26 protein-coding genes, 1 other RNA gene and 1 riboswitch are annotated in these 24728 nt (G+C 71.0%); of the genes, 16 read left to right on the top strand and 11 right to left on the bottom strand.

Annotated features, from left to right (window positions below; genetic code table 11):
* Positions 1-56 precede the first annotated feature (56 nt).
* From FHX53_RS05035 to FHX53_RS05070, 8 genes are all read left to right on the top strand, one after another.
* Positions 57-1283: a TadA family conjugal transfer-associated ATPase gene (locus tag FHX53_RS05035; protein WP_182490271.1), complete on the top strand. Its 1227-nt coding sequence runs from the start codon at positions 57-59 to the stop codon at positions 1281-1283.
* Positions 1280-2140, top strand: coding sequence for a type II secretion system F family protein (locus FHX53_RS05040; RefSeq protein ID WP_182490272.1), 861 nt, complete (start codon positions 1280-1282; stop codon positions 2138-2140). The genes FHX53_RS05035 and FHX53_RS05040 overlap by 4 nt, the downstream gene beginning before the upstream one ends.
* Positions 2137-3075, top strand: coding sequence for a type II secretion system F family protein (locus tag FHX53_RS05045; RefSeq protein ID WP_182490273.1), 939 nt, complete (start codon positions 2137-2139; stop codon positions 3073-3075). Before FHX53_RS05040 ends, FHX53_RS05045 begins: the two co-directional genes overlap by 4 nt.
* Positions 3076-3177: 102 nt before the next feature.
* On the top strand, positions 3178-3354 hold the full coding sequence (locus tag FHX53_RS05050) for a hypothetical protein (protein WP_182490274.1): 177 nt from the start codon (positions 3178-3180) through the stop codon (positions 3352-3354).
* A gap of 5 nt (positions 3355-3359) precedes the next feature.
* The gene (locus FHX53_RS05055; RefSeq protein ID WP_182490275.1) at positions 3360-3740 is read left to right on the top strand and encodes a TadE family protein; all 381 of its coding nucleotides are present in this window, start codon (positions 3360-3362) and stop codon (positions 3738-3740) included.
* The gene (locus FHX53_RS05060) at positions 3715-4164 is read left to right on the top strand and encodes a hypothetical protein (protein WP_182490276.1); all 450 of its coding nucleotides are present in this window, start codon (positions 3715-3717) and stop codon (positions 4162-4164) included. Before FHX53_RS05055 ends, FHX53_RS05060 begins: the two co-directional genes overlap by 26 nt.
* Before the next feature lie 41 nt (positions 4165-4205).
* A complete protein-coding gene (locus FHX53_RS05065) occupies positions 4206-4640 on the top strand; it encodes a pilus assembly protein TadG-related protein (RefSeq protein WP_343050829.1) in 435 nt (144 codons plus the stop codon).
* Between the two features lie 63 nt (positions 4641-4703).
* Positions 4704-5918: an SDR family NAD(P)-dependent oxidoreductase gene (locus FHX53_RS05070; protein ID WP_182490277.1), complete on the top strand. Its 1215-nt coding sequence runs from the start codon at positions 4704-4706 to the stop codon at positions 5916-5918.
* A gap of 49 nt (positions 5919-5967) precedes the next feature.
* Here the strand turns inward: FHX53_RS05070 and FHX53_RS05075 are convergent, their stop codons facing one another.
* Positions 5968-7191 (bottom strand): MFS transporter, encoded by a 1224-nt coding sequence (locus FHX53_RS05075; protein ID WP_182490278.1) that lies wholly within the window; start codon positions 7189-7191, stop codon positions 5968-5970.
* A 59-nt stretch (positions 7192-7250) separates the two neighbouring features.
* On the opposite strand from FHX53_RS05075, the gene prfB reads away from it, so the two are divergent.
* The 5 genes from prfB to FHX53_RS05100 all read left to right on the top strand — a co-directional run bounded on the left by prfB (position 7251) and on the right by FHX53_RS05100 (position 12240).
* Positions 7251-8360 carry a peptide chain release factor 2 gene (gene prfB, locus FHX53_RS05080; protein ID WP_182490279.1) on the top strand — a complete coding sequence of 370 codons (1110 nt, stop codon included), beginning with the start codon at positions 7251-7253 and terminating at the stop codon, positions 8358-8360.
* Positions 8361-8424: 64 nt separating this feature from the next.
* Positions 8425-9174 (top strand): cell division ATP-binding protein FtsE, encoded by a 750-nt coding sequence (ftsE, locus tag FHX53_RS05085; protein WP_182490280.1) that lies wholly within the window; start codon positions 8425-8427, stop codon positions 9172-9174.
* The gene (ftsX, locus tag FHX53_RS05090) at positions 9171-10085 is read left to right on the top strand and encodes a permease-like cell division protein FtsX (RefSeq protein WP_182490281.1); all 915 of its coding nucleotides are present in this window, start codon (positions 9171-9173) and stop codon (positions 10083-10085) included. Before ftsE ends, ftsX begins: the two co-directional genes overlap by 4 nt.
* An 80-nt stretch (positions 10086-10165) precedes the next feature.
* The gene (smpB, locus tag FHX53_RS05095; protein WP_182490580.1) at positions 10166-10642 is read left to right on the top strand and encodes an SsrA-binding protein SmpB; all 477 of its coding nucleotides are present in this window, start codon (positions 10166-10168) and stop codon (positions 10640-10642) included.
* Positions 10643-10734: 92 nt separating this feature from the next.
* Complete coding sequence (locus tag FHX53_RS05100; protein WP_343050832.1) at positions 10735-12240, top strand: MFS transporter; 1506 nt, start codon at positions 10735-10737, stop codon at positions 12238-12240.
* On the opposite strand, the gene FHX53_RS05105 is transcribed toward FHX53_RS05100, so the two are convergent.
* Complete coding sequence (locus FHX53_RS05105; protein ID WP_182490282.1) at positions 12237-12908, bottom strand: SIMPL domain-containing protein; 672 nt, start codon at positions 12906-12908, stop codon at positions 12237-12239. The genes FHX53_RS05100 and FHX53_RS05105 overlap by 4 nt on opposite strands.
* A gap of 209 nt (positions 12909-13117) precedes the next feature.
* Here FHX53_RS05105 and ssrA point away from each other — a divergent pair.
* Positions 13118-13488: a transfer-messenger RNA gene (gene ssrA / locus FHX53_RS05110) on the top strand.
* A 57-nt stretch (positions 13489-13545) separates the two neighbouring features.
* On the opposite strand, the gene FHX53_RS05115 is transcribed toward ssrA, so the two are convergent.
* The 4 genes from FHX53_RS05115 to thiO all read right to left on the bottom strand — a co-directional run bounded on the left by FHX53_RS05115 (position 13546) and on the right by thiO (position 16996).
* Entirely contained in the window at positions 13546-14643 is a 1098-nt protein-coding gene (locus FHX53_RS05115; RefSeq protein WP_182490283.1) for a ThiF family adenylyltransferase, read from the bottom strand.
* A gap of 101 nt (positions 14644-14744) precedes the next feature.
* Positions 14745-15518 carry a thiazole synthase gene (locus FHX53_RS05120; protein WP_182490284.1) on the bottom strand — a complete coding sequence of 258 codons (774 nt, stop codon included), beginning with the start codon at positions 15516-15518 and terminating at the stop codon, positions 14745-14747.
* 3 nt (positions 15519-15521) lie between these two features.
* On the bottom strand, positions 15522-15761 hold the full coding sequence (thiS, locus tag FHX53_RS05125) for a sulfur carrier protein ThiS (protein ID WP_220476210.1): 240 nt from the start codon (positions 15759-15761) through the stop codon (positions 15522-15524).
* An 11-nt stretch (positions 15762-15772) separates the two neighbouring features.
* A complete protein-coding gene (thiO, locus tag FHX53_RS05130) occupies positions 15773-16996 on the bottom strand; it encodes a glycine oxidase ThiO (RefSeq protein WP_343050833.1) in 1224 nt (407 codons plus the stop codon).
* Positions 16989-17105, bottom strand: a riboswitch (TPP riboswitch). (Overlaps the previous gene by 8 nt.)
* Before the next feature lie 58 nt (positions 17106-17163).
* Between thiO and thiE the strand changes: the two genes are divergently transcribed.
* Together thiE and FHX53_RS05140 are read left to right on the top strand one after the other, a co-directional pair.
* On the top strand, positions 17164-17850 hold the full coding sequence (thiE, locus tag FHX53_RS05135) for a thiamine phosphate synthase (protein WP_182490286.1): 687 nt from the start codon (positions 17164-17166) through the stop codon (positions 17848-17850).
* Positions 17851-18207: 357 nt separating this feature from the next.
* The gene (locus tag FHX53_RS05140) at positions 18208-18582 is read left to right on the top strand and encodes a YccF domain-containing protein (protein WP_182490583.1); all 375 of its coding nucleotides are present in this window, start codon (positions 18208-18210) and stop codon (positions 18580-18582) included.
* A 6-nt stretch (positions 18583-18588) separates the two neighbouring features.
* Here the strand turns inward: FHX53_RS05140 and FHX53_RS05145 are convergent, their stop codons facing one another.
* The 5 genes from FHX53_RS05145 to FHX53_RS05165 form a co-directional block, all read right to left on the bottom strand.
* Entirely contained in the window at positions 18589-20718 is a 2130-nt protein-coding gene (locus tag FHX53_RS05145; RefSeq protein WP_182490287.1) for a S9 family peptidase, read from the bottom strand.
* 86 nt (positions 20719-20804) lie between these two features.
* Positions 20805-22286 carry a sodium:solute symporter family transporter gene (locus tag FHX53_RS05150; protein WP_182490288.1) on the bottom strand — a complete coding sequence of 494 codons (1482 nt, stop codon included), beginning with the start codon at positions 22284-22286 and terminating at the stop codon, positions 20805-20807.
* Between the two features lie 13 nt (positions 22287-22299).
* Positions 22300-22710, bottom strand: coding sequence for a hypothetical protein (locus FHX53_RS05155; protein WP_182490289.1), 411 nt, complete (start codon positions 22708-22710; stop codon positions 22300-22302).
* Positions 22707-23474 carry a LytR/AlgR family response regulator transcription factor gene (locus tag FHX53_RS05160; RefSeq protein WP_343050834.1) on the bottom strand — a complete coding sequence of 256 codons (768 nt, stop codon included), beginning with the start codon at positions 23472-23474 and terminating at the stop codon, positions 22707-22709. The genes FHX53_RS05155 and FHX53_RS05160 overlap by 4 nt, the downstream gene beginning before the upstream one ends.
* Positions 23471-24709, bottom strand: coding sequence for a sensor histidine kinase (locus tag FHX53_RS05165; protein WP_182490290.1), 1239 nt, complete (start codon positions 24707-24709; stop codon positions 23471-23473). Before FHX53_RS05165 ends, FHX53_RS05160 begins: the two co-directional genes overlap by 4 nt.
* Positions 24710-24728 lie beyond the last annotated feature (19 nt).

A 24728-nucleotide genomic window follows, 5' to 3' on the forward strand; every position in this document is an offset into this window, starting at 1 on the left:
ACACGACTGTGGAAAAACGGGGGATGCGCGGGGCGCTTCGGGCGACCATGTCGCGCATGTCGACCGCCGTCTCCGCCATCACCGACCGGGTCCGAGAGCGCGTGCGCGCGGAGCGTCTCGATCTGCACCGTGACCCCGAGACTGCCGAGCGGCTCGTCCGCGAGGAGCTCCGGTCGTACGCCGAGCGTTCGCTCGCCGGCTCGCTGCCGCGCATTGCCGACGAGGCCCACGCCTTCGGCCAGGTGCTCGCGGGCCTCACCGGCTACGGCCCGCTGCAGCCGTTCTTCGACGACCCGAGCGTCGAGGAGATCTGGATCAACCGACCGGACGCGGTCTTCATCGCCCGCGCCGGCATCAGCGAGCGGACCGATGTCCGCCTCACCGACGAGCAGGTCCGCACCCTCGTCGAGCGCATGCTGCAGGCGACCGGCCGGCGCGTCGATCTCAGCTCGCCGTTCGTGGACGCCTCCCTCCCCGACGGCTCGCGCCTGCACGTCGTCATCCCCGACGTCACACGCTCGCACTGGGCCATCAACGTTCGCAAATTCTCTCAGCGCATCCGCGATCTCTCCCGTCTGGTGGAGCTCGGCTCGCTCACGCCGCAGGCCGCCGAGTTCCTGCGGATGGGCGTGCTCGCCGGCTGCAACGTCCTCGTCTCGGGGGCCACTCAGTCGGGGAAGACGACGATGCTCGGCGCGCTGCTCGCCGGCGCCCGCCCTCGCGAGCGCATCGTCACCGTGGAGGAGACCTTCGAGCTCGACCTCCACGCAGCGGACTGCGTCGCGATGCAGTGCCGGAGCCCCAATCTCGAGGGGACGGGCGAGATCTCCCTCCGACGCCTGATCAAGGAGGCTCTGCGCATGCGCCCCGATCGGCTCGTCGTCGGCGAGGTGCGCGAGGCCGAGTCGCTCGACCTGCTCATCGCTCTCAACAGCGGACTCCCCGGCGCTTGCAGTCTCCACGCGAACAGCGCCCGCGACGCGCTCATCAAGCTCTCGACACTGCCTCTGCTCGCCGGACGCAACATCGACGCATCGTTCGTCGTGCCGACGGTCGCGAGCGCGATCGACCTCGTCGTCCACTGCGAGCTCGTCGCCGGGGGTCAGCGGCGGGTCGCGGAGATCGCGGCACCCACGGGGAAGGTCGTCGCGGAACGTATAGAGGTCGACACGATCTTCCACCGCGTGGAAGGGCGTCTCGAACCCACGGGCCTCCTGCCGACCCGCGACGAGAAGTTCGCAGCGGCCGGGCTCGACCCGAGACTTGTGACGTCGGCGGCATGACGGTCATCGCCGCGCTGCTCATGGGTGCCGGGGTGCTTCTCATCGCGGCCCCCTGGCTGTGGCCGCGTCGGAGCGATGCCTCGACTTCGCGCCGCGCACTGAAGCCGTTGGCCGAGCTCCTGGCCCGCGCGGGTCTCGTGCACGCGAGCCCGCTCGCTCTGCTCGGCGTCGTCGCGCTCGTCGGCGTCGTCGGCGCCGCCATCACCGTCCTCCTCGTGCCCGTCGCCGCGCTCGCCCCCGTGGCAGGCCTCGTCTCGGCCGCCCTCCCGATTGTCGCCCTGCGGGCGCGAGCCGCCGCGCGCCGCAGGGCGTTGCGGCAGGTGTGGCCCGATGTCGTCGACCATCTCGTGTCCGGCTTCCGCGCCGGTCTCGGGCTGCCCGAGGCGATCGGCTCGCTCGCCGAGTCGGCGCCGGATTCCGTCCGACCCGCTTTTCGCGAGTTCCGTCGCGAGTACGCGCGAACCGCCCGCTTCGGCGACGCACTCGACGACCTCAAGGCCGCCCTCTCCGACCCCGTCGCCGATCGGATCATCGAGACGCTCCGCATGGCGCGCGAGGTCGGGGGCACGGAACTGCCCGGCGTGCTGCGCGCGCTCGCGCAGTACCTTCGCACCGACGCCGCCGTGCGGGCGGAGGTGGAGGCGCGGCAGTCGTGGGTGCGGAACGCCGCCCGGCTCGGCGTCGCCGCTCCGTGGGTCGTCCTCCTCCTGCTCGGCACTCGGCCCGAAGCAGCCGCTGCCTACAACTCGGCGGGCGGCGCGGCGCTCGTGCTCATCGGGCTCGGTGTCACGCTCGTCGCCTACCGGCTCATGGTCGCGCTGGGGCGCCTCCCCGAGGAAGGGAGGTGGTTCCGGTGACGCCGACCATCGCTCTCGCCGCGCTCGTCGGCGCGGCCCTCGGCACCGGCCTGTGGCTCCTCGCGAGCCTTGCCCCCCGCGTCGGTCGTCCGCGGCTCACCATCCGGCTGGCCCCGTACCTCGTGGACGTCTCGAGCGAGGCGCGCGCAATGACGAGGCCGCGCAGCGCGGATCCTCTGCCCCTCGTCGGTGCGATGATGGCTCCTGTCGCCGAGTCTCTGGGGGGTGCGCTCGAGTCCGTTCTCGGCGGAACGTCGGTCATACACGCGCGGCTCCGGCAGTCCGGCTCGGCGCTGACCGTGCAGGGGCACCGCGCGAGACAGCTCCTCGGGGCCTTCCTCGGCGGCGCGTCCGGAGCCGCAGCCGCACTCCTCGCCAGCCGCGAGGCCGGGCTCGTCATCCCGGTGGGAGCAGCGGGTCTGGTCGCGGGTGCCGTCGTGGGCATCGGGGCGACGGATGCCCTGCTCGCGCGCGCCGCCTCGAGACGCGTCGCGCGCATGACGCAGGAGTTCCCCACGGTCGTCGAGTTCCTCGCCCTCAGCGTCTCGGCGGGGGAGTCCATCCTCGACGCGCTGCGTCGCATCGCGACCACGGGGTCGGGTGAACTCGCTGGGGAGTTCTCGCGCGTCGTGTCGCGCACGACCGCCGGCCAGCCGCTTCCGCGATCACTCGCCGAGCTGCGCGACGACCTCGCGATGCCCGCCGTGTCGCGCCTCGTGGATCAGATCCTCGCCGCCCTCGAGCGCGGCACCCCGCTGGCAGAGGTGCTCAGGGCGCATGCGCTCGACGCACGGGAGGAGTCGAAGAGGTACATCCTCGAAGCGGCCGGCACCCGCGAGGTCGCCATGCTCGTGCCCCTCGTGTTCCTCATCCTCCCCGTGACCGTCCTCTTCGCGGTTTGGCCGGGCCTCATGGTGCTGCAGGTGGGGCTGTGAAGTTCTCCGGCCGGCTCGTGCCGACCGGGCTGTGGAGAGCGCGCGACGCCCTCAATCGCGGATGCGCATCCTGTCCGCGGTCATCGAACGAAAGGATCCATCATGTCCCGCTGCACGGCACTCGCGTCACGCCTTCGCTCCGAGGAGCGGGGGGACGTGCCTGGCTGGGTGCTCATCACGCTCATGACCGCCGGGCTCGTCGTCGTGATCTGGGCACTGGCCGGGCCCGCGCTCAGCGGCGTCTTCCAGCAGGCGATCGACCGGGTCACCGGATTCTGACGCCGATGCGCGGCGACGATCGCGGCTCTGCACCGGTCGAGTTCGTCCTCGTGGGCACGCTGCTCACGCTCGTCGCGCTGTCCGTGCTGCAGATCGCCCTCGCCTCCCACATCCGCTCCACCCTCATCGACGCCGCGGCGGAGGGCGCTCGGCACGCCTCTCTCGCCGACACCTCGCTCGAGGCCGGTGTCGACCGCACGCGAGATCTCATCTCCACCGCGCTCGGCCCGGGCTACGCGCGAGCGGTGACCGCGACGACGAGCGAGTTCGCCGGAGCGCCCGTGGTGGTCATCACGGTGCGGGCACCTCTGCCGCTGCTCGGCATGGCGGGTCTCGACGACGGGCTGGAGGTGTCGGGCCGTGCGGCGATCGAGCCGCGCGACTGACGACGCCGGCTCGGCATCGATCGAGTTCTTGACAGCAGGGATGCTCCTGCTCGTCCCCATCGTCTATCTCGTGATCCTCGTCGCGAGCGTGCAGTCCGCCGCGCTCGCGACCGAGGGGGCCGCCCGACAGGCCGCGCGCGTGTTCGTGCAGGCCCCATCGATCGAGGCGGGCGAGGCGAGCGCGGCCCGGGCGCTCGAGCTCGCCCTCGCCGATCACGGTGTGAGCGCCGAGACCAGGGTGACCATCACCTGCACGCCCGACCCTGCCGACTGCCTCGCCCGGCGTAGCTGGGTGACGGTGCGGATCGACGCCCGTGTCCCGCTGCCGCTCGTCCCGCCATTCCTCGACGTGCGAGCCCCTCTCGTCGTCCCGCTCGAAGCGGCCTCGACGCAGCAGGTCTCGCGCTTCGGCGGTGCGCCGTGACCGCGCGACTGCTCGGAAGCAGGTCGACCAGGCGCCGGTCCGTGCCCTGGCGCGACGAGGAGGGCTCGATCCTCCCGCTGATCGCCGGATTCGCGAGCCTCGGCCTCGTGGTGGTCCTCCTCGTGACCGCGGCGACGTCCCTCTATCTCGAGCGCAAGCGCCTTCTGTCGCTCGCCGACGGGGCGGCGCTCGTCGGCGCCGAGTCGTTCGCGCTCGAGGACGTCGAACGGATGGAGGAGGGACTGCGGCCTCGTCTGACCTCAGACGCCGTCGCGCGCGATGTCGTCGCCTATCTGCGCGAGGCGCCGATCGGCGGGCTCGAGGGTGTCCAGCTCGAGCGGGCGGCGACCGACGATGGAACGACCGCGGTCGTGAGTCTCTCCTCCTACTGGCGCCCGCCGGTCGTCACTCTGCTCGTCCCGGAAGGCATCCGAATCGACGTGACCGCGGAAGCACGAAGCGTGCTTCTCCCGTGAGCCCGCGTCAACCCCTGTCGTTCGCGCCGTTGCCCCCCGGTCGGGTGTGGTTAGGTTGCTTCCATGGCTGAACTGGCTGGCTCCTCGATCCTCATCCTCGGCGCGACCGGGGGATTGGGTCGGCATCTCGCTCGACAGCTCGCGGATGCGGGCGCCAACCTCGTCCTGAGCGGCCGCTCGCAGCAGGCCCTCGACGAGCTCGACGTCAGCGCGATCTCCATCGCCGGCGACCTCCGCGACCCCGAGCTGCCCCGCACCCTCGTCGCGACCGCGATCATGGCCTACGGCCGCCTCGACGGCGTCATCAACGCCTCCGGTGTCGTCGCCTTCGGACCCATCGCCGAGACGAGCGACGAGGTGCTCGACGAGCTCTGGCAGGTCAACGCCCTCGCCCCCATGCGCATCGTGCGCGCCGCCGCCCCGGCGTTCGCCGAGGCGAAGACCGAGGGCTCCACGCCCTTCATCGTCCACTTCAGCGGGCTCGTCAGCGAAGCCCCTACCTCCGGCCTCGGCGCCTATTCGGCGGTGAAGTCGGCGCTCGCGGTCTACCAGCAGGTCGCCGCCCGCGAGCTGCGTCGGCAGGGCATCCGCGTTCTGGACGCCCGACCCGGCCATACCGAGACTGAGCTCTCCCGCCACCCGATCGCCGGCGAGGCACCCAAGCTCCCGACGGGCTACGAGCCGGAGGGCGTCGCGCGCCGCGTGATCGCCGCTATCGTCGCCGACGAGAAGGACCTCCCCTCGAGCGCCTTCACCGAGGTGCCGGCCGCCGAGTCGGAGATGATCCCCGTCGAGCCCGCCGACGTCAACACCGGCGCGCACCCCGCCGTGCGCATGGCGGCGCAGATGCCTCTCGAGGCCTCCGCTCCCGTGAGCAGCTCGTCCGAGCCGTCCTCCGCGACCGAGGGCGCCGCAGCTGAGGCCGAGCCGGCCGGCGACGACCAGCCGACGCTCGAGCAGCCCGCCGCCGAGCAGCCGCCCGCCGAGCCCGCGAGCCCGGCGTCTGTCGACAGCCCCGCCTCCGTGGAGAGCGCCGATTCGGCCGAGAGCGCGGCATCGGTGCCGAGCCCGCCCGCGGAGGAGCAGCACGGTCAGGCCGAGCAGACCGAGGCCGCCGCGGAGGACGACGAGTCCCAGGTCGTGCACGCGGAGGCCGTGGAGTACGTCGCGCCCGAGCCGCTCGTCGAGCCCAGCCAGGGCGAGCAGGAGCAGGGCGAGCAGCACGACGGTGAGCAGCACGACGAGGGCCACCAGCCCGAGCACGCCGGGCACCGCTGAGTCGACCCCGCTGAACCGACAGCGCGGAGCCGCCGGTCGTCCGCCCGGCTCAGCCCTCGTCGCGGGGCAGCTGGCGCGGGATGTACCGGGCGAGCAGCACGGCTCCGCCGAGCCCGATGACGCCGAGGGCGGCCGAGGCGACGGAGAGGCTCGCGACAGCGGTGATCGCCGACAGCAGCAGCGGGGCCGTCGCGCCTCCGGCATCCATCGTGAACCGCCACGCGCTGAGGAACGGCGCCGGGTTCTCGCGGCCCGCGAGATCTGAGCCCATCGTCATGACGACGCCCGCGCCGATGCCGTTCGCGAGCGAGAGCCACAGGGCGACGGCGATGAACCACGCGACGGAGTTCGCGTTCCCGGCCGAGAGCGCGAGGCCGATGAGCCCGAGGCCGAGGCCGATCATCGACGGCACGGCGGTGTAGAGGCGGCCGAAGCGGTCCATGAGCCAGCCGCCGAGGTAGAACAGGGCGAAGTCGAGGCCGCCGGCGATGCCGATGATGAGCGCAGTCTCGGCGCCGCCGAGCCCGATGCTCACCGCCCACAGGGGCAGGATCACCTGCCGCACCGACCGCGTCGCCGCGATCGTGAGCGCCCCGAGGCCGAGGCGCGAGAGCACCGAGCGCCGTGCCGCGATCGTGCGGAACACGGCCCCGAGCCCGACCTGCGCTCCCTTCGGCGTCGACCGGTGGTGCAGCATGCGCTCCGGATCGGGCAGCAGCAGGATGCTCGCCGCGACCACGGCGCACATGACGAGCGAGAACCACAGCACCGAGGTGAGCTCGCCGGTCAGGGCGATGATGCCCGCCGCGACGAACGGCCCGATGAGAAGACCGAGGCGGAACGAGCCTCCGAGGGTGGAGAGAGCTCGAGCGCGGAAGGCGGCGGGGGTCACGCTCGTCAGGAGCGCGTGGCGCGCGAGCCCGAAGACGGCCGCGGCGAAGCCGATCATCGCCATCGCGGCCCCGAGCACCACCGGGGTCGGCGCGACGAGCGCGAGCAGCACGCCGGCAGCCGCGAGCGCCGAGGCGCCGAGCATCGTCGCGCGCTCTCCGAGTCGGCCGACGATCCAGCCGGCGGGGATGTCGCCGAGCAGCACGCCGACGACGACCATCGCCGCGACGAGGCCCGCTCCGGCGAGGTCGGCGCCGAGCCTGCCCGCGAGCGCGGGGATGAGGGGAAGGATCGCGCCCTCGCCGATGATGAAGAGCGTCGACGGCACGAACGCGGGGGCGGCCATCGTCCTCCAGCGGAAAACGGGCTCGTCGGTCGACATCTCGAGGTCAAGGCTACGCCCGGGAAGCGCACCCGCCCCGCCGGTAGGCTGGGGTAGACATGATCGAACTCGACATCGCCGAGCGCATCGCCGCCGCCCGCTCCACCTTCCGCGACATCAAATCGGTCGTCGACGTCGAGCGCCTCGCGGCCGCCGTCGCCGAGCTGAGCGAGCAGGCGAGCGCCCCCGACCTGTGGGACGACACCGAGAAGGCGCAGAGGATCACGAGCGCCCTCAGCCACCGCCAGACCGAGCTGCGCCGCATCACCGAGCTCGAGCAGCGCCTCGACGACCTCGACGTGCTGCTCGAGATGGCGAAGGAGGCCGACGACGAGGACGCGACGGCCGAGGTCGCGAGCGAGCTCGACGCGATCGAGAAGACCCTCGGCGACATGGAGGTGCAGACCCTCCTCGACGGCGAGTACGACGACCGCCCGGCCGTCGTCACGATCCGCTCCGGCGCGGGCGGCGTCGACGCCGCCGACTTCGCCGAGATGCTCATGCGCATGTACCTGCGCTGGGCCGAGAAGCACGGCTACGGCGCGACCGTCATGGACACCTCCTACGCGGAGGAGGCGGGCATCAAGAGCGCCACGTTCCAGATCGACGCGCCCTACGCCTTCGGCACCCTGAGCGTCGAGGCCGGCACGCACCGTCTCGTTCGCATGAGCCCCTTCGGGGCGGCCGGCAAGCGTCAGACGAGCTTCGCCGCGGTCGAGGTCATCCCCCTCATGGAGGAGACGGCCGAGATCGACATCCCCGAGTCGGACATCCGCGTCGACGTCTTCCGCTCCTCCGGTCCCGGCGGGCAGAGCGTCAACACGACCGACTCCGCCGTCCGCATCACCCACCTCCCGACGGGCACGGTGGTGTCGATGCAGAACGAGAAGAGCCAGATCCAGAACCGCGCCGCCGCGATGCGCGTCCTCCAGTCGCGACTGCTGCTCATCCAGAAGGAGCAGGAGGCCGCCACGAAGAAGGAGCTCGCCGGCACGATAACCGCGAGCTGGGGCGACCAGATGCGCTCGTACGTGCTCGCGCCGTACCAGATGGTGAAGGACCTCCGCACCGAGTACGAGGAGGGCAACCCCTCGAAGGTGTTCGACGGCGACCTCGACGGGTTCATCGCCGCGGGCATCAAGTGGCGCAAGCGCCCGCAGGACGACTAAGAGCACTCCCGCTTCCGGGTGTCGCTCCTCGCGGCCCCGGGCCCCCGGCTTAGGCTGACGCGCGATGATTCGATTCGACGAGGTCACCAAGGTCTACCGCGGAACCGCGAAGCCGGCGCTGAACAGCGTCAGCCTCGAGGTGCTCAGCGGCGAATTCGTCTTCATGGTCGGCGCCTCCGGCTCCGGAAAGTCGAGCATGCTGCGCCTCGTCCTCAAGGAGGACCGCCCTTCGTCCGGCGCGATCCACGTGCTGGGGCAGGACCTCAATCGCATCTCCAGTCGCAAGATCCCGTACTTCCGCCGCAACCTCGGCGTCGTCTTCCAGGATTTCCGGCTGCTGCCGAACAAGACCGTCTTCGCGAACGTCGCCTTCACCCTGCAGGTGATCGGCAAGAGCAAGGGCTTCATCCACGAGGCCGTGCCCGACGTGCTCGCCATGGTCGGGCTCGAGGGCAAGGCCGAGCGGTTCCCCCACGAGCTCTCCGGCGGCGAGCAACAGCGCGTCGCGATCGCGCGCGCCGTCGTCAACAAGCCGTCGATCCTGCTCGCGGACGAGCCGACCGGAAACCTCGACCCGACCACGAGCATGGGCATCATGACCCTGCTGGAGCGCATCAACGCCAACGGCACGACCGTCATCATGGCGACGCACGACGCCGGCATCGTCGATCGCCTGCAGCGCCGTGTCGTCGAGCTCGTCGGCGGCCGCGTCGTGCGCGACGAGCGCGGTGGCGGCTACGTGACGCAGGCCATCCCGCACGTGCAGCCCGACATCGTGATCCCCGCCGCCGGCCCGAGGGAGGGCCTGCGATGAGGCTCGCGCTCGTCCTCGGCGAGGTCGGACAGGGCCTCCGCCGCAATCTCTCGATGGTCGTCTCGGTCGTGCTCGTGACCTTCATCTCGCTCACCTTCGTCGGCACCGCGATCCTCCTGCAGGCCCAGATCAACCAGATGAAGTCGTACTGGTACGACCGCGCCCAGGTCGCCGTCTACTTCTGCACCGACTTCTCGAGCGTCGGCACGTGCAACCAGACCGCCGCGACGCCCGAGCAGGTCGCCGCCGTCGAGGCGCAGCTCGACTCGGCGACCCTCGCCCCGTTCATCGACGCCTACTACTTCGAGGATCGCGACCAGGCCTTCGAGAACTTCCAGACGCAGTTCGAGGGCAACGCGATCGCCTCCCTCGTCACGCCCGAGCTCATGACCGAGGCGTACTGGGTCAACCTCGTCGACCCGACGCAGAGCCAGATCCTGGCGGATGCCCTCTCCGGGCTCGCGGGCGTCGAGAGCGTCGTCGACCAGCGCAGCTACCTCGATCAGATCTTCGACATCCTCAACGCATCAAGCTTCACCGCGATCGGGATCGCCGCCCTCATGCTCGTCGCGGCGGCCCTCCTGATCGCCACGACCATCCGGCTCTCGGCGTTCTCCCGCCGGCGCGAGCTCGGCATCATGCGCCTCGTGGGCGCCTCGAACCGCTTCATCCAGACGCCGTTCGTGATCGAGGGCGTCGTCGCGGCGCTCATCGGCTCGATCCTCGCGGCGGGCGCCGTCGTCGCGATCGTCGAGTTCTTCGTCCAGGGCTATCTGTCGCAGACGCTGCCCCAGACATCCTTCGTCGGGCTCGACGACGCCCTCCTCGTCGTGCCCGTCCTGCTCGGGGTCGGCGCGCTGCTCGCCGCCCTGTCGGCGAACGTCGCCATCTCGCGCTACCTGCGCGTGTAGCGCGGGCCCTCTGCGGGTATGCTGGAGGGCTGCCCCGCACCCGCGGGGAGCATCCGACAGCCGAACCGGAGGTGATGGCAGTGCCCAAGGAGCAGGGTCGCAAGGTCGTCGCCACCAATCGCAAGGCGCGTCACGACTACACGATCGAGGACACCTTCGAGGCCGGCCTCGTGCTGAGCGGCACCGAGGTCAAGTCGCTGCGCATGGGCCGCGCGAGCCTCGTCGACGGCTACGGCTTCATCGACGGGGGCGAGGCGTGGCTCGACGCCGTCCACATCCCCGAGTACTCGCAGGGCACGTGGACGAACCACCCGCCCCGCCGCAAGCGCAAGATGCTGCTGCACAAGGCGCAGATCATCAAGATCAGCCAGAAGACGAAGGAGGGCGGGTACACGCTCGTCCCCCTGAGCATCTACTTCAGCGACGGCCGCGCCAAGGTAGAGCTCGCGGTCGCGAAGGGTAAGCGCGAGTACGACAAGCGCCACGCGCTGCGCGAGCGGCAGGACAAGCGCGAGGCCGATCGCGCGATGTCGAGTCGCAAAAACCTCGGCGACTGACCGCGCCGACCTCGGGCGCCGCGCGCCGGCGAGGTTCAGGGTGAGCCCAGGCTGAGCGTCGCGCGCCGCCACGGCGCGTAGGCTCGTCGTTCGTGACCGCACGACCGAGCGCCCCCGTATCCGCCTCAGGCGAGGCCACCGGCGGCGACGCGATCGGAGCGGATGGAGTGAGCGAGCGCACCCGCTGGCAGGCCTTCGCGGTCGCGGTCGCCGTCGCCTCGCTCACGATCCTCGACCTGTCGAAGGTCAACGTGGGCATCCCCGCCATCGAGCAGGCGTTCGGAGCGAGCCCGACGCAGATCCAGCTCATCGTCGCCGGCTACGTGCTCGCCTTCGGCATCGTGCTCGTGCCCTCCGGCCGCTTCGGCGACCTGCACTCGCGGCGGCGGATGTTCCTCATCGGCCTCGTGGTGTTCCTCATCGCGAGCCTGCTGTGCGCGATCGCGCCGACCGTCGAGCTGCTCGCCGCCTCGCGCATCCTGCAGGGCGTCTCGGCGGGACTGCTCATGCCGCAGGTGCTCGGGCTCACCCAGCAGTTGTTCACCGGGGCGGCGCGCGGCCGCGCCTTCGGCATCTTCGGTGCCGTGATCGGGCTCTCGACGGCGTTCGGGCCGACGCTCGGCGGGCTGCTCATCGGCGTCGGCGGGCCCGAGCTCGGGTGGCGGCTCATCTTCTGGATGAACGTGCCGCTCGTCATCGGGCTCTTCCCGTTCGCCTACAAGCTCCTGCCGCGCGCGCAGCCCGACGCCCACGGCCCGCGCGACCTCGATCTTTTCGGCACCGCGCTGCTCGGCGGCACCGTCCTGAGCCTCATGCTGCCGTTCGTGCTCACGACCGGCGCGCCCGACGACGATCCCTCCCGCTGGTGGTGGCTCGCCGCGTTCGTCGCGCTCGCCGTCGCGTTCGTCGCCTGGGAGCGCCGCTACACCGGCCGCGGCCGCGCCGCGATCGTCGACTTCGCCCTGTTCCGCATCGGCGCGTACCGCAACGGCACCCTCATCGCGACGGCCTACTTCGCGGCGATGCCGGCGACCTTCCTGACGCTGTCGCTCTTCCTGCAGTTCGGCCTCGGCCTCGAGCCGGTCTACGCGGGCATGGTGACTATCCCGTTCGCCCTCGCCTCGGCCGTGACCTCCTGGTACAGCGGCCGCGTCGCGACGACGATCGGTCGGCCCGTCGTCGTGTGGGGCCTCGTCGGCGTCGTGCTCGGGCTCGCAGGCACGATCGCGTCGGCCTTCCTGCTGCCCGCGGGCATCTCACCGTGGGTCGTCGCGGGCTTCATGGCCCTCGCGGGCGCGGGCGGCGGAGCCGTCATCGCCCCCAACCAGACGCTGACCCTGGCGGATGTCCCGCTCACCTCCGCGGGCGTCGCCGGCTCGATCGGGCAGGTAGGCCAGCGCGCCGGCACCGCGGTCGGCATCGCGGCCGCCACCGCGGCCTTCTACGCGACGATCTACGCCGAGGAGGGGAGGGCGGGCCGGGTCGACGTCTACCAGGACGCCTTCCTGCACGCGTCCCTCGTCATCCTCGCCTTCGTGGGTGTCGCGCTCGTGCTCGCGCTGCTCGATCTGCGGGCGCGCAGCACAGACTCGCTCTAGCGGGCGACGAACCGCGCGTCGACGGCGATCTCGACCACGATCGGTTCGGGGCGCAGCGAGAACGCGCCGCCCCGGGCATCCGACGCCATCATCGCGACGCGCTCCATGCGCGGCTGCGGGCCCGTGCCGGCACCGGGGTCGCCGAGCATGCCGGGGTCGGCGAGGGCGACCGCGTGCACGCTGCCGAGACCGATGCTCTGGGCGTAGATCGTCGCCTTGGTCACGGCGTCCTTCACGGCGCGCGAGCGCACCTCGGTGAGCACCGACGTGCGGCGGCTCTCGCTGAGCGACCACTCGAGGCCGTCGATCGCCGCGAGTTCCTCCGCCGCGAGCGCCTCGACCAGCTCTGGGAGGGCGTCGAGGCCCGTGACGGTCGCTCGGCCCGAGACGGCCGCGCGATGCACGACGGGGGCGACGGAGCCGTCGTTCGTCCACGGGCGCTGCGCGGTCACCGAGACGCGGTCGGCCGACCAGGCGGTGACGGGGCCGGCGTCGACGTCGTGCCGGGCGGCGATCGCGGCGCTCACCCGGTCGAGGGCGGCGGCCGCGCGCTCGACGGCGTCACTGCGGTCGTGCCCGTCGGCGGCGATCGTGAAGCGCAGGATGCCGCGCTCGGGTGCGTACTCGGCGCGGGCCTTTCCCTGCACGGTGATGACGGTCTCGGTCACGGGCTCCTCCTCGGTGCGGCCGAACCCGTCTCTGGGCGGAACGTCAGCGGTGAGCTATACTGTAGGGCTGCGCCATGACAGGCGCTGGATGCGCTCCCAGGCCCGCCCGGTGAGCGATTCACAACTCCACAGCGCGTGATGACGACCCACCTCAGCGCCCATCCACCGCCTCGTGCCCTGCACGACGCGAGGGGGGCGAGGTGACGCACGGGGATGATCGGTTTCGACATTGCCTGCGAAACGATGAGGAGCGGGTCGAGGATGCAGGGTTATCTCGTTAACGATCTCTGCAAACAACAGGTGCCAATGCTAAGCGCACCGACTTCGCTCTCGCCGCCTAAGGCAGAGTAGACAGTCCGTCAGTCCGGGTTCGCCTCCGCCCCGGTCACTGGCGTCATCAAGGAGGCTCGCTGCGTGTGTGCGTCTCAGGTGCACGCGGGACTCGAACTGAGGCTGGGCTCGTCGACCTAGGGGTCTGCAACAAAGGTCGGAGCCGAGCAGAACGTCTCAGCAGACTACGCCCGTAGAAGGCATCGGATCACAGCAGTGGACGGGGGTTCGATTCCCCCCATCTCCACCACTGGTCGTCATCACGCGCTGTCGGTTCGCTCGGGTCCGCGTGCGACGGGTGTCGCCCTCAGTAGCGGGGCTTGTGCGGTTCGATGTCGTTCACCCATGCGATGATGCCGCCGGCGAGCGTGCGCACCGTTACGAACCCCGCGGCGGTGAGCAGTGCGTGTGCCTCCCACGAACGGGGGCCGTGCTTGCAGTGCAGCACGACCTCGCGATCGTGCGGCGTATCATCCAGCAGCGGGTCCGATCGGATCTTCGCGAGGGGCAGTAGTCGCGCGCCGGGAATGCTGACCAGCGCGTGCTCTCCCGGCTCGCGCACGTCAATCAGGTCGAAGTCTCGCGCGCCTTGCGCCCTTGCGCCAAGAGCCTGCCGCAAATCTTCCGGCGAGATCTCCGTTTCTTCCGCCGCCCGCTCGGGCGCGAGAGGAGTTCTGCACAGCAGGTCGCCGTCTGTGAGATCAGTGGCCGACGTGGCGCGGGGGTCTTTAACGATGCGAACTTCGTGCCACCGGGAATCGAGCGCATCGAACGTCAGCAGGCGGCCCAGCAGAGTCCTTCCGATTCCGGTGATCAGCTTGACGGCTTCTGCCGCCATGACGGAGCCGACGGACCCGCACAGCGCGCCCAGTGCGCCGCTCTCGCCGCAGGAGGGGGCCGAGCCGACGAGCGGCGTGTCGGGAAAGAGGTCACGATACGTGGGGCCGTGTGGCTCCCAGAAGACGCTCACCTGCCCGCCGAACCGCATGATCGAGCCCCACACGCACGGCTTCTCGAGGAGTGCTGCAGCGTCGCTCACGAGATAGCGGGTCGCGAAGTTGTCGGCACCGTCGATGATCAGGTCGTACTGCTCGAAAAGCGGCAGGACGTTCAGCGCGGTGAGGCGAAAAGGGTGTGCCTGCACTCGCGTGGACGGGTTCGCCGCGACGATCGCGTCTCGGGCCGACTCGGCCTTCAACCGCCCGACGTCGTCGGTTCCGTGAACGATCTGGCGTTGCAAGTTGCTCAGCTCCACCGCGTCGTCGTCGATGATCCCGAGCGTACCGACGCCAGCCGCTGCGAGATACAGCAGCACGGGCGATCCGAGCCCTCCTGCGCCGACCACGAGCACTCGGGCGCGCGACAGTCGGCGCTGCCCGAGATCGCCGAGTTCCGCCAGCATCATGTTCCGCGAATACCGCTCGACGAGTTCTGGGGTGAGAGGGGGCCCCGGCTGGACGAGCGGCGGGAGCGCAGACGAAGTCGCGCGCGGTGTCCTGCTCACGGTCACAGGTCGGGCCGTCCGTCCATCGCGGAGGACGCCCGGGCGCGACCGCGGCGAGGTATGCGCCCAGCTTCCGCGGCCAGTCGTCCCGCGATGACCGCGTGACGGAACGCGTTCGCCATGCGTGGTGGATCCTGTGCCCGTGTGACGGCCGTCGCGAGCAGAACCGCGTCGCATCCGAGTTCCATCGCGAGCGCCGCGTCAGATGCCGTGCCGATTCCCGCATCGAGCACGACGGGCACTCCCGACCGTTCGACGATGAGGGCGATGTTGTGCGGGTTGAGGATGCCCAGCCCGGTGCCGATCGGAGCGCCCAGCGGCATTACCGCTGCGACACCGAGCCGCTCGAGGCGTACGGCGAGGGCCGGGTCGTCGTTGGTGTAGGCGAAGACCACGAATCCGCGAGAAACGAGCTGCTCGGCCGCATCGAGCAGTTCGAGCGCGTCGGGGAGGAGGGTCTGGTCGTCGGCGATGACCTCGAGCTTGATCCAGTCCGTCTCGAGCGCGTCGCGTGCGAGCTCGGCGGTGAGCACCGCCTCCCGCGCCGTGAAGCAGCCCGCCGTGTTGGGGAGCACCCGAACGCCGAGGTCAGAGACGAGTCCGAACAGCGAGCCGGCGGACGCCGAGTCGTGCCGACGCATCGCGACCGTCGTCAGCTCCGTTCCCGAGGCGATGAGCGCCTCCGCGAGCCCGTAGAGACTTGGCGCTCCTCCCGTTCCCATGAAAAGGCGGGAATGAAAGCTCACGCCGTCGATCACAAGGGCTTCCCGATGCATGAGTCAGCCGCCCTGCGCGGCGCCGAGGATCTCGACGGAGTCGCCGTTCGCGACGGCCGTGTCTACCCACCGGCTTCTCGGCACGACTTCGGAGTTCCTCGCCACTGCGAGACCAAGCCCGCCGCCATCCATCGCGCGACCGTCGGCGCGCAACGGCCTGCCGGTGACTTCGGCGACCAGCTCGGCGACCGTCGAGGCACCAGGCAAGCAGTGCGGTCGGCCGTTGAGGGTGATGTCGATCATGGGTTCTCTTCTCACGAGTGTCCGAAGCGGTCTGGCCGGTAGGCATCCCAGCGCGCGTCGCGCGCACCCTCGATGAGGCCGCAGCAGATCTCTGCGGCGATCGGGGCGAGAAGCACGCCGTGGCGGAAGAATCCAGTTGCTATGACGAGACCTGCGACATGTGCTCCTCCCGACATGGCGACGCGGCCGAGTAAGGGGGCGTTGTCCGGGGTTCCCGGCCGCGCCCGAGCCGTTACCTCGATGAGATCGAGCTCAGCGACGGCAGGCACGATCTCCTGGGCATCGCGCAGCAGCCGGTACACGCCACCGGCTGAGACACGTGCGGAGTCGTCCTCGCGCTGGGTGGCGCCAACGACGATCGTTCCGTCGTCGCGAGGTACGAGGTACACCGGCTCGCCGCGCACGAGTCCCCTCACGGTCGAGGTGATCAGGGGGTGAAGTCGCTCGCCGACGCTCAGCCGCAGGATTTCACCGTGCACGGGGCGCATCGAGAGAGCCAGCGAAGGGGGAAGGCCAACGAGGCCCGGGGCGCTCAGCCCGTTGGCGACCACCACCTCGGTCGCCATGATGCGCGTTCCGTCGACGAGTTCCACCCCCACGACCATCGAGTCATCGTCCTCCACCTCCGCATGGATGAGGCCGGCGGCCCGCTGCCTCACGACCCCACCTGGCAGTCCCGCTTGCTCGGCAATGGACGTGAGAGCCTTGAGGAGCCCTGCGGCGAGCAATCGCGGGTCGAGGTGGTGATCATGCCGCACCCGATAGGCGCACGACACACCGGGGCTCAGCATCGGCTCTCGCGACCGGGCCTCGCGCAGGGTGATCGGTTCGACGAGTAGCCCGTTCCGTTGCTGCGCGTCGTGCAGATCCGCGAGCGACTGGCGGTCAGCGGAATCGATCCCCACCACGATTGTCTCGCTCGCTCGATAGCCGGTGCTGCAGCCGACCTCGGACAACGCGCCTAAGAAGGCGGGATACAGGGCCGCTGAAGCGAGCATCAGCTCGAGGAGATTCTCCTCCCGATAGTGGAACTCGCTCACGGGGGCGAGCATGCCCGCAGCCGCGAACGTCGCACCGCCGGCCGGATCGGGGTCGATCACGCAGACAGCGCGTCCCGCCCGCGCGAGCGACCAGGCGATCGCGAGGCCGATGACCCCAGCGCCGACGACTGCGACGTCGACGGTGCGCGGCCACGCGTCGTGTGATTGTGCCGTCTCGGATTCGTGCTCGGACACCATTGCTCCTTCCCTACGCCGGTACTAACCGGATCAGGTCAAGCGGTCGGCGCCGAACGCCCTCTCAGCCCGGCTCGAAATCGAACGGCGGGCTCCCGCAGTGCTTCCACTGTAGAGGGTGGCTCCGGGCGACGATCGCACGTTCCGCCCGTGGATAGGCTTCTCGCATGGAGATCGGCGAATCCCGGCTGTACCTCTGCACGGACGCCCGAACTCGCCAGGCCGACTTCGCACAGTTCGTGGACGCAGCCTTCGCGGGCGGCGTCGACGTCATCCAGCTGCGCGACGCGAGCCTCGAGGCCGCCGACGAACTCGAGGCACTGGTCGTACTCGCGGAGACGGCAGAACGACACGGCAAACTCTGGGCGGTCAACAATCGGGCCGACATCGCGGCAACCTCGCATGCACCCGTCCTGCACCTCGGTCAGAGGGACCTGTCGCGTGCCGCCGCCCGGTCGGTCATACATCCGACCACGGCAATCGGGCTCTCCACCCACTCTCGGGCGCAAGTGGATGCCGCGCTCGCGGACGACCTGCTCGACTATTACTGCGTGGGTCCGGTGTGGGCCACCCCGACGAAACCCGGCCGCGATGCGGTCGGGCTCGAGCTCGTCGAGTACGCCGCGTCGCGCGAGGTCATCCCCGAGCGAGACCGACCGTGGTTCGCCATCGGTGGAATCGATCTATCTACGGTGTCGCACGTCGTCGATTCCGGAGCGCGCCGCATCGTCGTCGTGCGGGCGATCACCGAGGCGAGCGACCCCGCTGACGCCGCGCAGCGGCTGTGCGCGGCCCTGCCGACTCCCGAGCGGGCAGTGGCGACGAACTCGTCCCCGTCCTGCGTGAGCGAGTAGCTGCGGTTTGCAGGAGCGGGCGGGTGAACTTCACGCGCCCGCTCCTTCGAGCTGATGGTGCCGAGGCCCGGCGAACCAGTTTCGCCATCGACTGTCTGTCGCGAGGAGAACGTGTCGCTGCTCCCACGCCCGAGCCGGCCGATCACAACGGGGCCCCGGCGGCGATGGTGAAGCGCAGGATGCTGCTCTCGGGTGCATGTTCGGCCAAGAAGTCCTCTTCGACGGGGCCGTACTCTCTTCTGCGCGGAAAGGCATCGGCGAGCTGTACTCTCGGGTTACGCCATGACCGGCGCTCGACGCCCTCCCGAGTCGCTGTGCGAGTCGCCCTCCGCCCACCTCACCGGATCGAGTCCTTCCGTGCGCACGCTCCTCAACATCGTCTGGCTCGTGCTCTCGGGCTTCTGGCTCTTCCTGGGCTACGCGCTCGCGGCCGTCATTATGTTCGTGCTCATCGTCACGATCCCGTGGGGCATCGCCGCGTGGCGCATCGGCGTGTACTCGCTGTGGCCGTTCGGGAAGGACGTCATCGACCGTCCGACCGCGGGCATCGGCTCCGCGATCGGCAACGTCGTCTGGGTCGTGCTCGCCGGCTGGTGGCTCGCGCTCGGGCACATCGCCTCGGCGATCGCGCTCGCGATCACGATCATCGGCATCCCGTTCGCCTGGGCGAACCTGAAGATGGTGCCCGTCGCGCTCCTGCCGCTCGGCAAGCAGATCGTCGAGCAGCGCTAGCCGACGTCAGCCGACGTTCGCCGGCCGCGCCCACTCCTCGCCGAGGACATGCTGGCCGAGGAAGGCGAACACCGTCTCGTACCAGACGATAGCGTGCTGGGGCTTGAGCACCCAGTGGTTCTCGTCCGGGAAGAACAGGAAGCGGTGCACGGTCGAGCCGTCGTCCTCCGCGTGCCGGGCGTTGAGCTCCGACCACAGACGCAGGCTCTCGCCGATCGGCACCCGGTAGTCGCGATCGCCGTGGATGACGAGCATCGGCGTGACGATGTCGTCGATCGCGTGGTGCGGCGAGTTGGCGTCGAGGCCCTCGGCGTCGAAGATGCTCATCCAGTACGCCGAGTTGTCGGTGGTCCCGCCGAACTGGTCGAGCGCCCACAGGCTGGCGTGGCTCACGATCGCGCGGAAGCGGTCGGTGTGCCCGGCGACCCAGTTGGCCATGTAGCCGCCGAACGAGCCGCCCATCGCGGCCGTCCGGGTCTCGTCGATCTCGGGTCGCTGCTCGACCGCGTCGGTGATCGCCATGAGGTCGGTGTAGGGCTTCTGCCCCCATGAGTTCCAGCCGCGCGCGATGAAGTCGAGGCCGTAGCCGGTCGAGAGCGCCGGGTCGGGCAGCAGAACGGCGTAGCCGCGCGCGACCGCGAGCTGCGGCGCCCAGCGCCAGCTCCACGCGTTCCAGCTGTTGAGCGGCCCGCCGTGGATCCACAGCAGCAACGGCGCCGGGCTCTCGGCCGAGGCGCCCTCGGGCGTCAGCAGCCAGCCGCGCACGCACGCGCCGTCCTCCGCCGTCGTCTCGACCTCGACCATGTCGCCGACCGGGGCGGGCGGCGCGGCCGGCGACGCGAGCTCGGTCACCTCGCCGCTGCGGGCATCGATGCGCACGGGATGCGGGGCCGCCTGCCACGAGGACCGCAGCGCGATCACGTCGCCGCTCGCCGCATCCACGCTCAGGTTCGCGTAGGCGAACCGGTCGTCGACGAGGCGGACGACGAGGCCTCCGTCGAGCGGGGCGCGGAAGACGGGGCCGCGCCCGTCGTGATCGGCCGCGACGATGAGCGACTCGCCGTCGGCGGAGAACAGGAACTCGGCCGGCCAGCGATCCCAGTCGGCGGCGATGCGGCGACTGTTGCCGCCATCGAGGTCGGAGACCCACAGCTCGTGGTCGGTCGGGCCGGCGGGCGTGCTGGTCGGCACGCGCAGGTAGGCGAGTCGTGTGCCGTCGCGGCTGATCGTCGGGAACTCGTACTGCACGCCCTCCTCGCCGAGGATCGTGCGGCGCTCGCCCGAGGCGACGTCGATAGAGACGAGCTCGTAGCGCGCGAGGCCGCGGCGGGGCAGTCGCACGGCGGCGAAAAGCGTGCGACCGTCGGGGGTGAGGGCCTGACCGGCCGTGTCGGCGCTACGGCCGGGCTTCGGCGTGAGATCGCGTGGGCGGGGGAGGTGCGCGGGGTACGGGGTCGGGGCGGCGTCGTCGTCCGCGGCCGCCCCATCGCCACCTGCATCGCTCGCGCCCTCGGGCATCTCGGCGCGGTCGGGGAGGGCGTCGGCGAGACCATCGAGCTCGACGGCGAGCAGGTGCGACTCGGCCGGGCCGAGGTCGTGGTCCCAGTAGCGAACGGGGTAGCTCTCGTGCAGGATCGCCTTCACCTTCCGCTTCTTCCGCTCGGCGAGGGCTGCGGCGTCGTCCTCGAGCGAATCGGAGCCCGGGAGCAGGTCGGCCGCGATCACTACCGTGTCGCTCGCGACCGCGGTGGCGGCGACGCCGCTCACGCCGCCCGAGAGACGTGTGATCGGGCGGGCCTCGCCGCCGCGCGCGGGCAGGAGCCACAGCTGCGCGACGTCATCCTCGCCGTCGGCCTCCGCATCGGGCCGGCTCGAGACGAAGAGCGCGTCGCCGGAGGCGGTGAACGCGACGCCCGACTCGCCCTTCGCCGAGCGGGTCAGCCGGCGCGGCGCGCCTCCGCCGTTCGCGGGCACCTCCCAGAGCGCCCGCTCGTATCGCGTGCGATCGGAGGAGAGCGTGGCGACCGTGAGGATCGCGCGCTCGCCGTCGGGCGACAGGGCGACGCCCTCCACGCGCGGCAGCGCGATGTAGGAGTCGAGCGAGTGGAAGGGCGTCGAGGGCCTCGCGGCAGTCATGCCCTCGACGCTATCGAGAGCGGCGGAACGGCGTCGCGGTTCGCTCGCACGCGCATCCCCCTTGCCGTCAGCGGCGCGATCGGCCGTCAGCCGCCCGCGGGGATCTCGCCGCGAGATCGCTCGGGCGAGTGCAGTCGACTGAGGATGCGGTCGGTGCTGACCGGGGTCCGGCCGTCGGCGAGCGAGACGATGACGCTCGTGAGCGTCGCGGCCGAGATCGTCCAGATGCCCGGCTGGGCGAGGATAGTGGAGGGCACCCCCGCGCTGGAGCCGATCACCGTCGAGGCGATGAGCGAAGCCGCGCAGAGACCCGCGCCGACGATCATGCCCGCGATCGCGCCTCGGGCGGTGAGGCGTCGCCACCATATGCCCAGCAGAATGACCGGCGAGAGCGAGGACGCCGCGAACACGAACACCGTGCCGACCGAGGTCACGAGGCCCTGCGGCGCGGTCGCGAGCGCGACCGCGAGCGGCACGAGCGTGCAGATCACGGCCGCCCAGCGGAACGAGCTGACTGTGCCGTGGAAGAGATCCTGGCTGACAGCGCTCGAGAGCGAAACGACGAGCCCCGATGAGGTGCCGAGGAAGGCCGCGAGAGCCCCGGCGATCACGAGTGCCGTGAGCAGATCGCCGACCGGACCGGGCACGAGTCGCGACGGCAGCTGCAGGGCGACCGTGTCGGCGACGCCGGGGGTCGCAAGGTCGGGCGCGGCGATGCGGGCGACGAGCCCGATCGTGCTCGAGGCGATGTAGAAGGCGCTGATGAGCACGATGACGCCCACGGTCGTCCAGCGCGCCGAGCTGCCCGTCGGGCTCGTGTAGAAGCGGACGAGAACGTGGGGGAGGCCCACGGTGCCGAGCAGGAGCCCGATGAGCAGGGAGGTCGTCGCATAGGGGTCGAGACCGGCGGGGCCCAGATCGGGCGGGAAGACGAGCGCGGGGTCGATCTCGGGTTCGACTCCGCTGAGGGTGATGACGAAGAAGATCGCCGGGACGGCGAGCGCGGCGAACTTCAGCCAGAACAGGAACGCCTGCACGAACGTGATCGAGCGCATGCCGCCGGCCGCGACCGATCCGCCGACGACGAGCGCGACCGTCGTGGCGCCGACCCAGGGCGGGATATCGGCGACGACCGTGAGCGCGAGCGACGCGCCATGCAGCTGGGGTACGATGTAGAGCCAGCCGATGATGAGCACGAGCGCGCTCGTGAGACGTCGAGCGATGAGCGAGTCGAGCCGCGCGTGGATGAAGTCGGGAATCGTGTACGCGCCGCTTCGCCGAAGCGGGGCGGCGACGAGCATGAGCACGAGCAGGTACCCGGCGGCGTAGCCGATCGGGAACCAGAACGCATCGGATCCGGAGAGCAGCACGAGCCCGGAGAGACCCAGGAACGTGCCGGCCGAGAGGTACTCGCCGCTGATCGCCGAGGCGTTCCACACGGGGCGCACGGTGCGGGAGGCGACGAAGAAGTCGCTCGTCGTGCGCGAGATGCGCAGGCCCCAGATGCCGATGATCGCGGTGATCACGACGACCGCGACGATCGCGCCGATCGACAGTGCCGCGCTCACCGCGCCGCCCCGCTCACTCGGGCTCCACGAGCTGGCTGAAGCGGCGCTCGAGCCGCTGGCAGGCGAGCGTGTACCCGATCGCCCAGACGATCATGAGCGGGTAGAAGCCGTATGCGTGGATGAGCCACGACACCGGGACGCCGCCGACCTCCAGGGCGTCGAGGAGCGGCATGCCGCTCATGACGACCGTCACGAGCACGAGCGCGGCGCCGAACGACAGCAGGCACGCGATCGCGAGCCGGCCGTGCGCGAGCATGAGGCTGCGCGTGAAGAGCGTCTCGGCCTCGCCGACCGCCCATCGACTCGTGCGCGGCGCAGGCTCCGTGCGCGCGTTCGCCGCGTCGACGGAGGTGACGCGCTCGCGCGCCGGCCGCGTGCCGCCGCGACGGCGCTCGCCGCCGCTCGGCCCGAGGTGCTCGGTCACCGACCGGCCTCGCGCGGCTGGAGCATCGCCTCGCGCACGATTGCGATCGACCGTCGACTCACGGGGACCTCCTCGCCGGCGACCGTGAGGGTGGGATGCGCGCCCACGAGCCTCACGGCGCTGATCGCGTCGCGACGCACGAGGTACGAGCGGTGCACGCGGATGAACCCCGCCCCCTGCCACCGCTGCTCGAGCTCGGAGATCGGCTCGCGGACGAGATGGCTCTCGGTGTCGGTCACGAGGCGCGAGTAGTCTCCCTGCGCCTGGACCCAGCGCACCTCGCTGCGGTGCACGACGCGCAGGAGGTTCCCGACCCGCACGGGGATGCTCTCATCGGGTGGCGCATCCGGACCGGTCGGGCTGTCGCGCAGGGCGAGAATCCTGCCGACGGCGCGCTGCAGCCGCTCGCGCCGGATCGGCTTGAGGATGAAGTCGACCGCCTGCACGTCGAACGCCTCGATCGCGCCCGCCTCGTCGGCTGTGACGAACACGATCGCCGGAGGAACGGCGAACCGCGAGACCGCCCGCGCGAGGTCGAAACCGGAGAGCCCCGGCATGTGGATGTCGAGGAAGGCGGCGTCGACCTCGCGCTCGGCGAGGAGGCGGAGCGCCTCCGACCCGGTCGCCGCGCGCAGGATCTCGCGCACGCGCGGATCGGCGCGGAGGAGCGTCTCGAGCTCGTCCAGCACGCGCCGCTCATCGTCGGCTATGAGCACGTCGATCGAGCGCGTCGCCCCGCCCGCGGCGTCGGGACTGGCCGTCACGGGACGGCCGTCCGTTCGGTCTCGTTGAACGGCTGCGACTTGGGGATGCGCATACGCACCATCGTCCCCGCCCCCTCATTGGTCTCGATCACGAGCGCGTGGTCGTCGCCGTAGATGCTGCGCACGCGCGCGTCGACGTTCCGCAGCCCTATGTGGTCGGTTCGCCCCCCGGCCGTGAGGAGCGCCCGCAGCGCCGACGGCCGCATCCCGACGCCGTCGTCGTCGACGGTGATCTCGGTGTGGGTGCCGTCGTCGCGCGCGGCGATCACGACCGTGCCGCCGGCCTCGCGCGGTTCGAGCCCGTGCCGGATGGCGTTCTCGACGAGCGGCTGCAGACTCAGGAACGGGATGACCGTGGCCAGGGTCTCCGGCTCGATCCGCAGCGTCACGCTCAAGCGCTCCTCGAAGCGCGCGCGCTCGAGCTCGACGTACGAGTGAACGCTCGTGAGTTCGTCGGCGAGCGTTGTGAACTCGCCCTGCGAGCGCAGCGTGTAACGGATGAAGTCGGCGAAGTCGAGCAGCAGGTCGCGCGCTCGCTCCGGGTCGGTGCTGGTGTATGACGCGATGACGCTGAGCGCGTTGTAGATGAAGTGCGGGCTGATCTGCGCGCGCAGCGCCCGCAGCTCGGCCTCGGCGAGGGCCGCGCGGGAGGTCTCGAGCTCGCCGAGCTCGATCTGCGCGCCGCACCAGGCGGCGACCTCGGTCGTCGCCCGCACGAGCGGCGCCTGCACCCGGTTCGCGAACGCGACGATCGCGCCGACGACGCGTCCGTTCACGAAGACGGGCGCTCCGACCGCCTGAAGTGCCCCGTCGCTGGGCGCCTCCTCGTCGCCGGCGAGCGTCTCGCGCCGCGCATCCGCCCCCGCCGACCGCCCTGTCAGCAGCTGGCGCTGACCCGTGTCGATGACGCTCGCCGCGACACGGGCGGCGACGGCGCTGAGCTCGCCGCGCCCGTCGATCGAGACGACACCGGTGCGATCGGCGACCGCGATCGCCTCGCTGCCGAGAAGGGTGCGCAGGTAGCGGCTGGCCCGGTGTGCCCCCTCCCCGTCGAGCCCGCCGCGCAGGTGGACGGCCGCGCGCGAGGCGAGCGAGAGGGTGCGGAACGTCGCGCGCTCGGCGTCGCTCCCGAGGTCGCCGACGCCGCGCGCCTGCCGTCGGATGAGCTGGGCGAGCAGCGTCACGGCGATCCCGAGGGCGAAGGCGGCGACGGCGAGGAGCGCGGCGTCAGGCATGGGTGCTCCTCGTCACGTC

It is taken from the genome of Microcella alkalica, from assembly GCF_014137945.1.
GTDB classification, from domain to species: Bacteria; Actinomycetota; Actinomycetes; order Actinomycetales; family Microbacteriaceae; genus Microcella; species Microcella alkalica.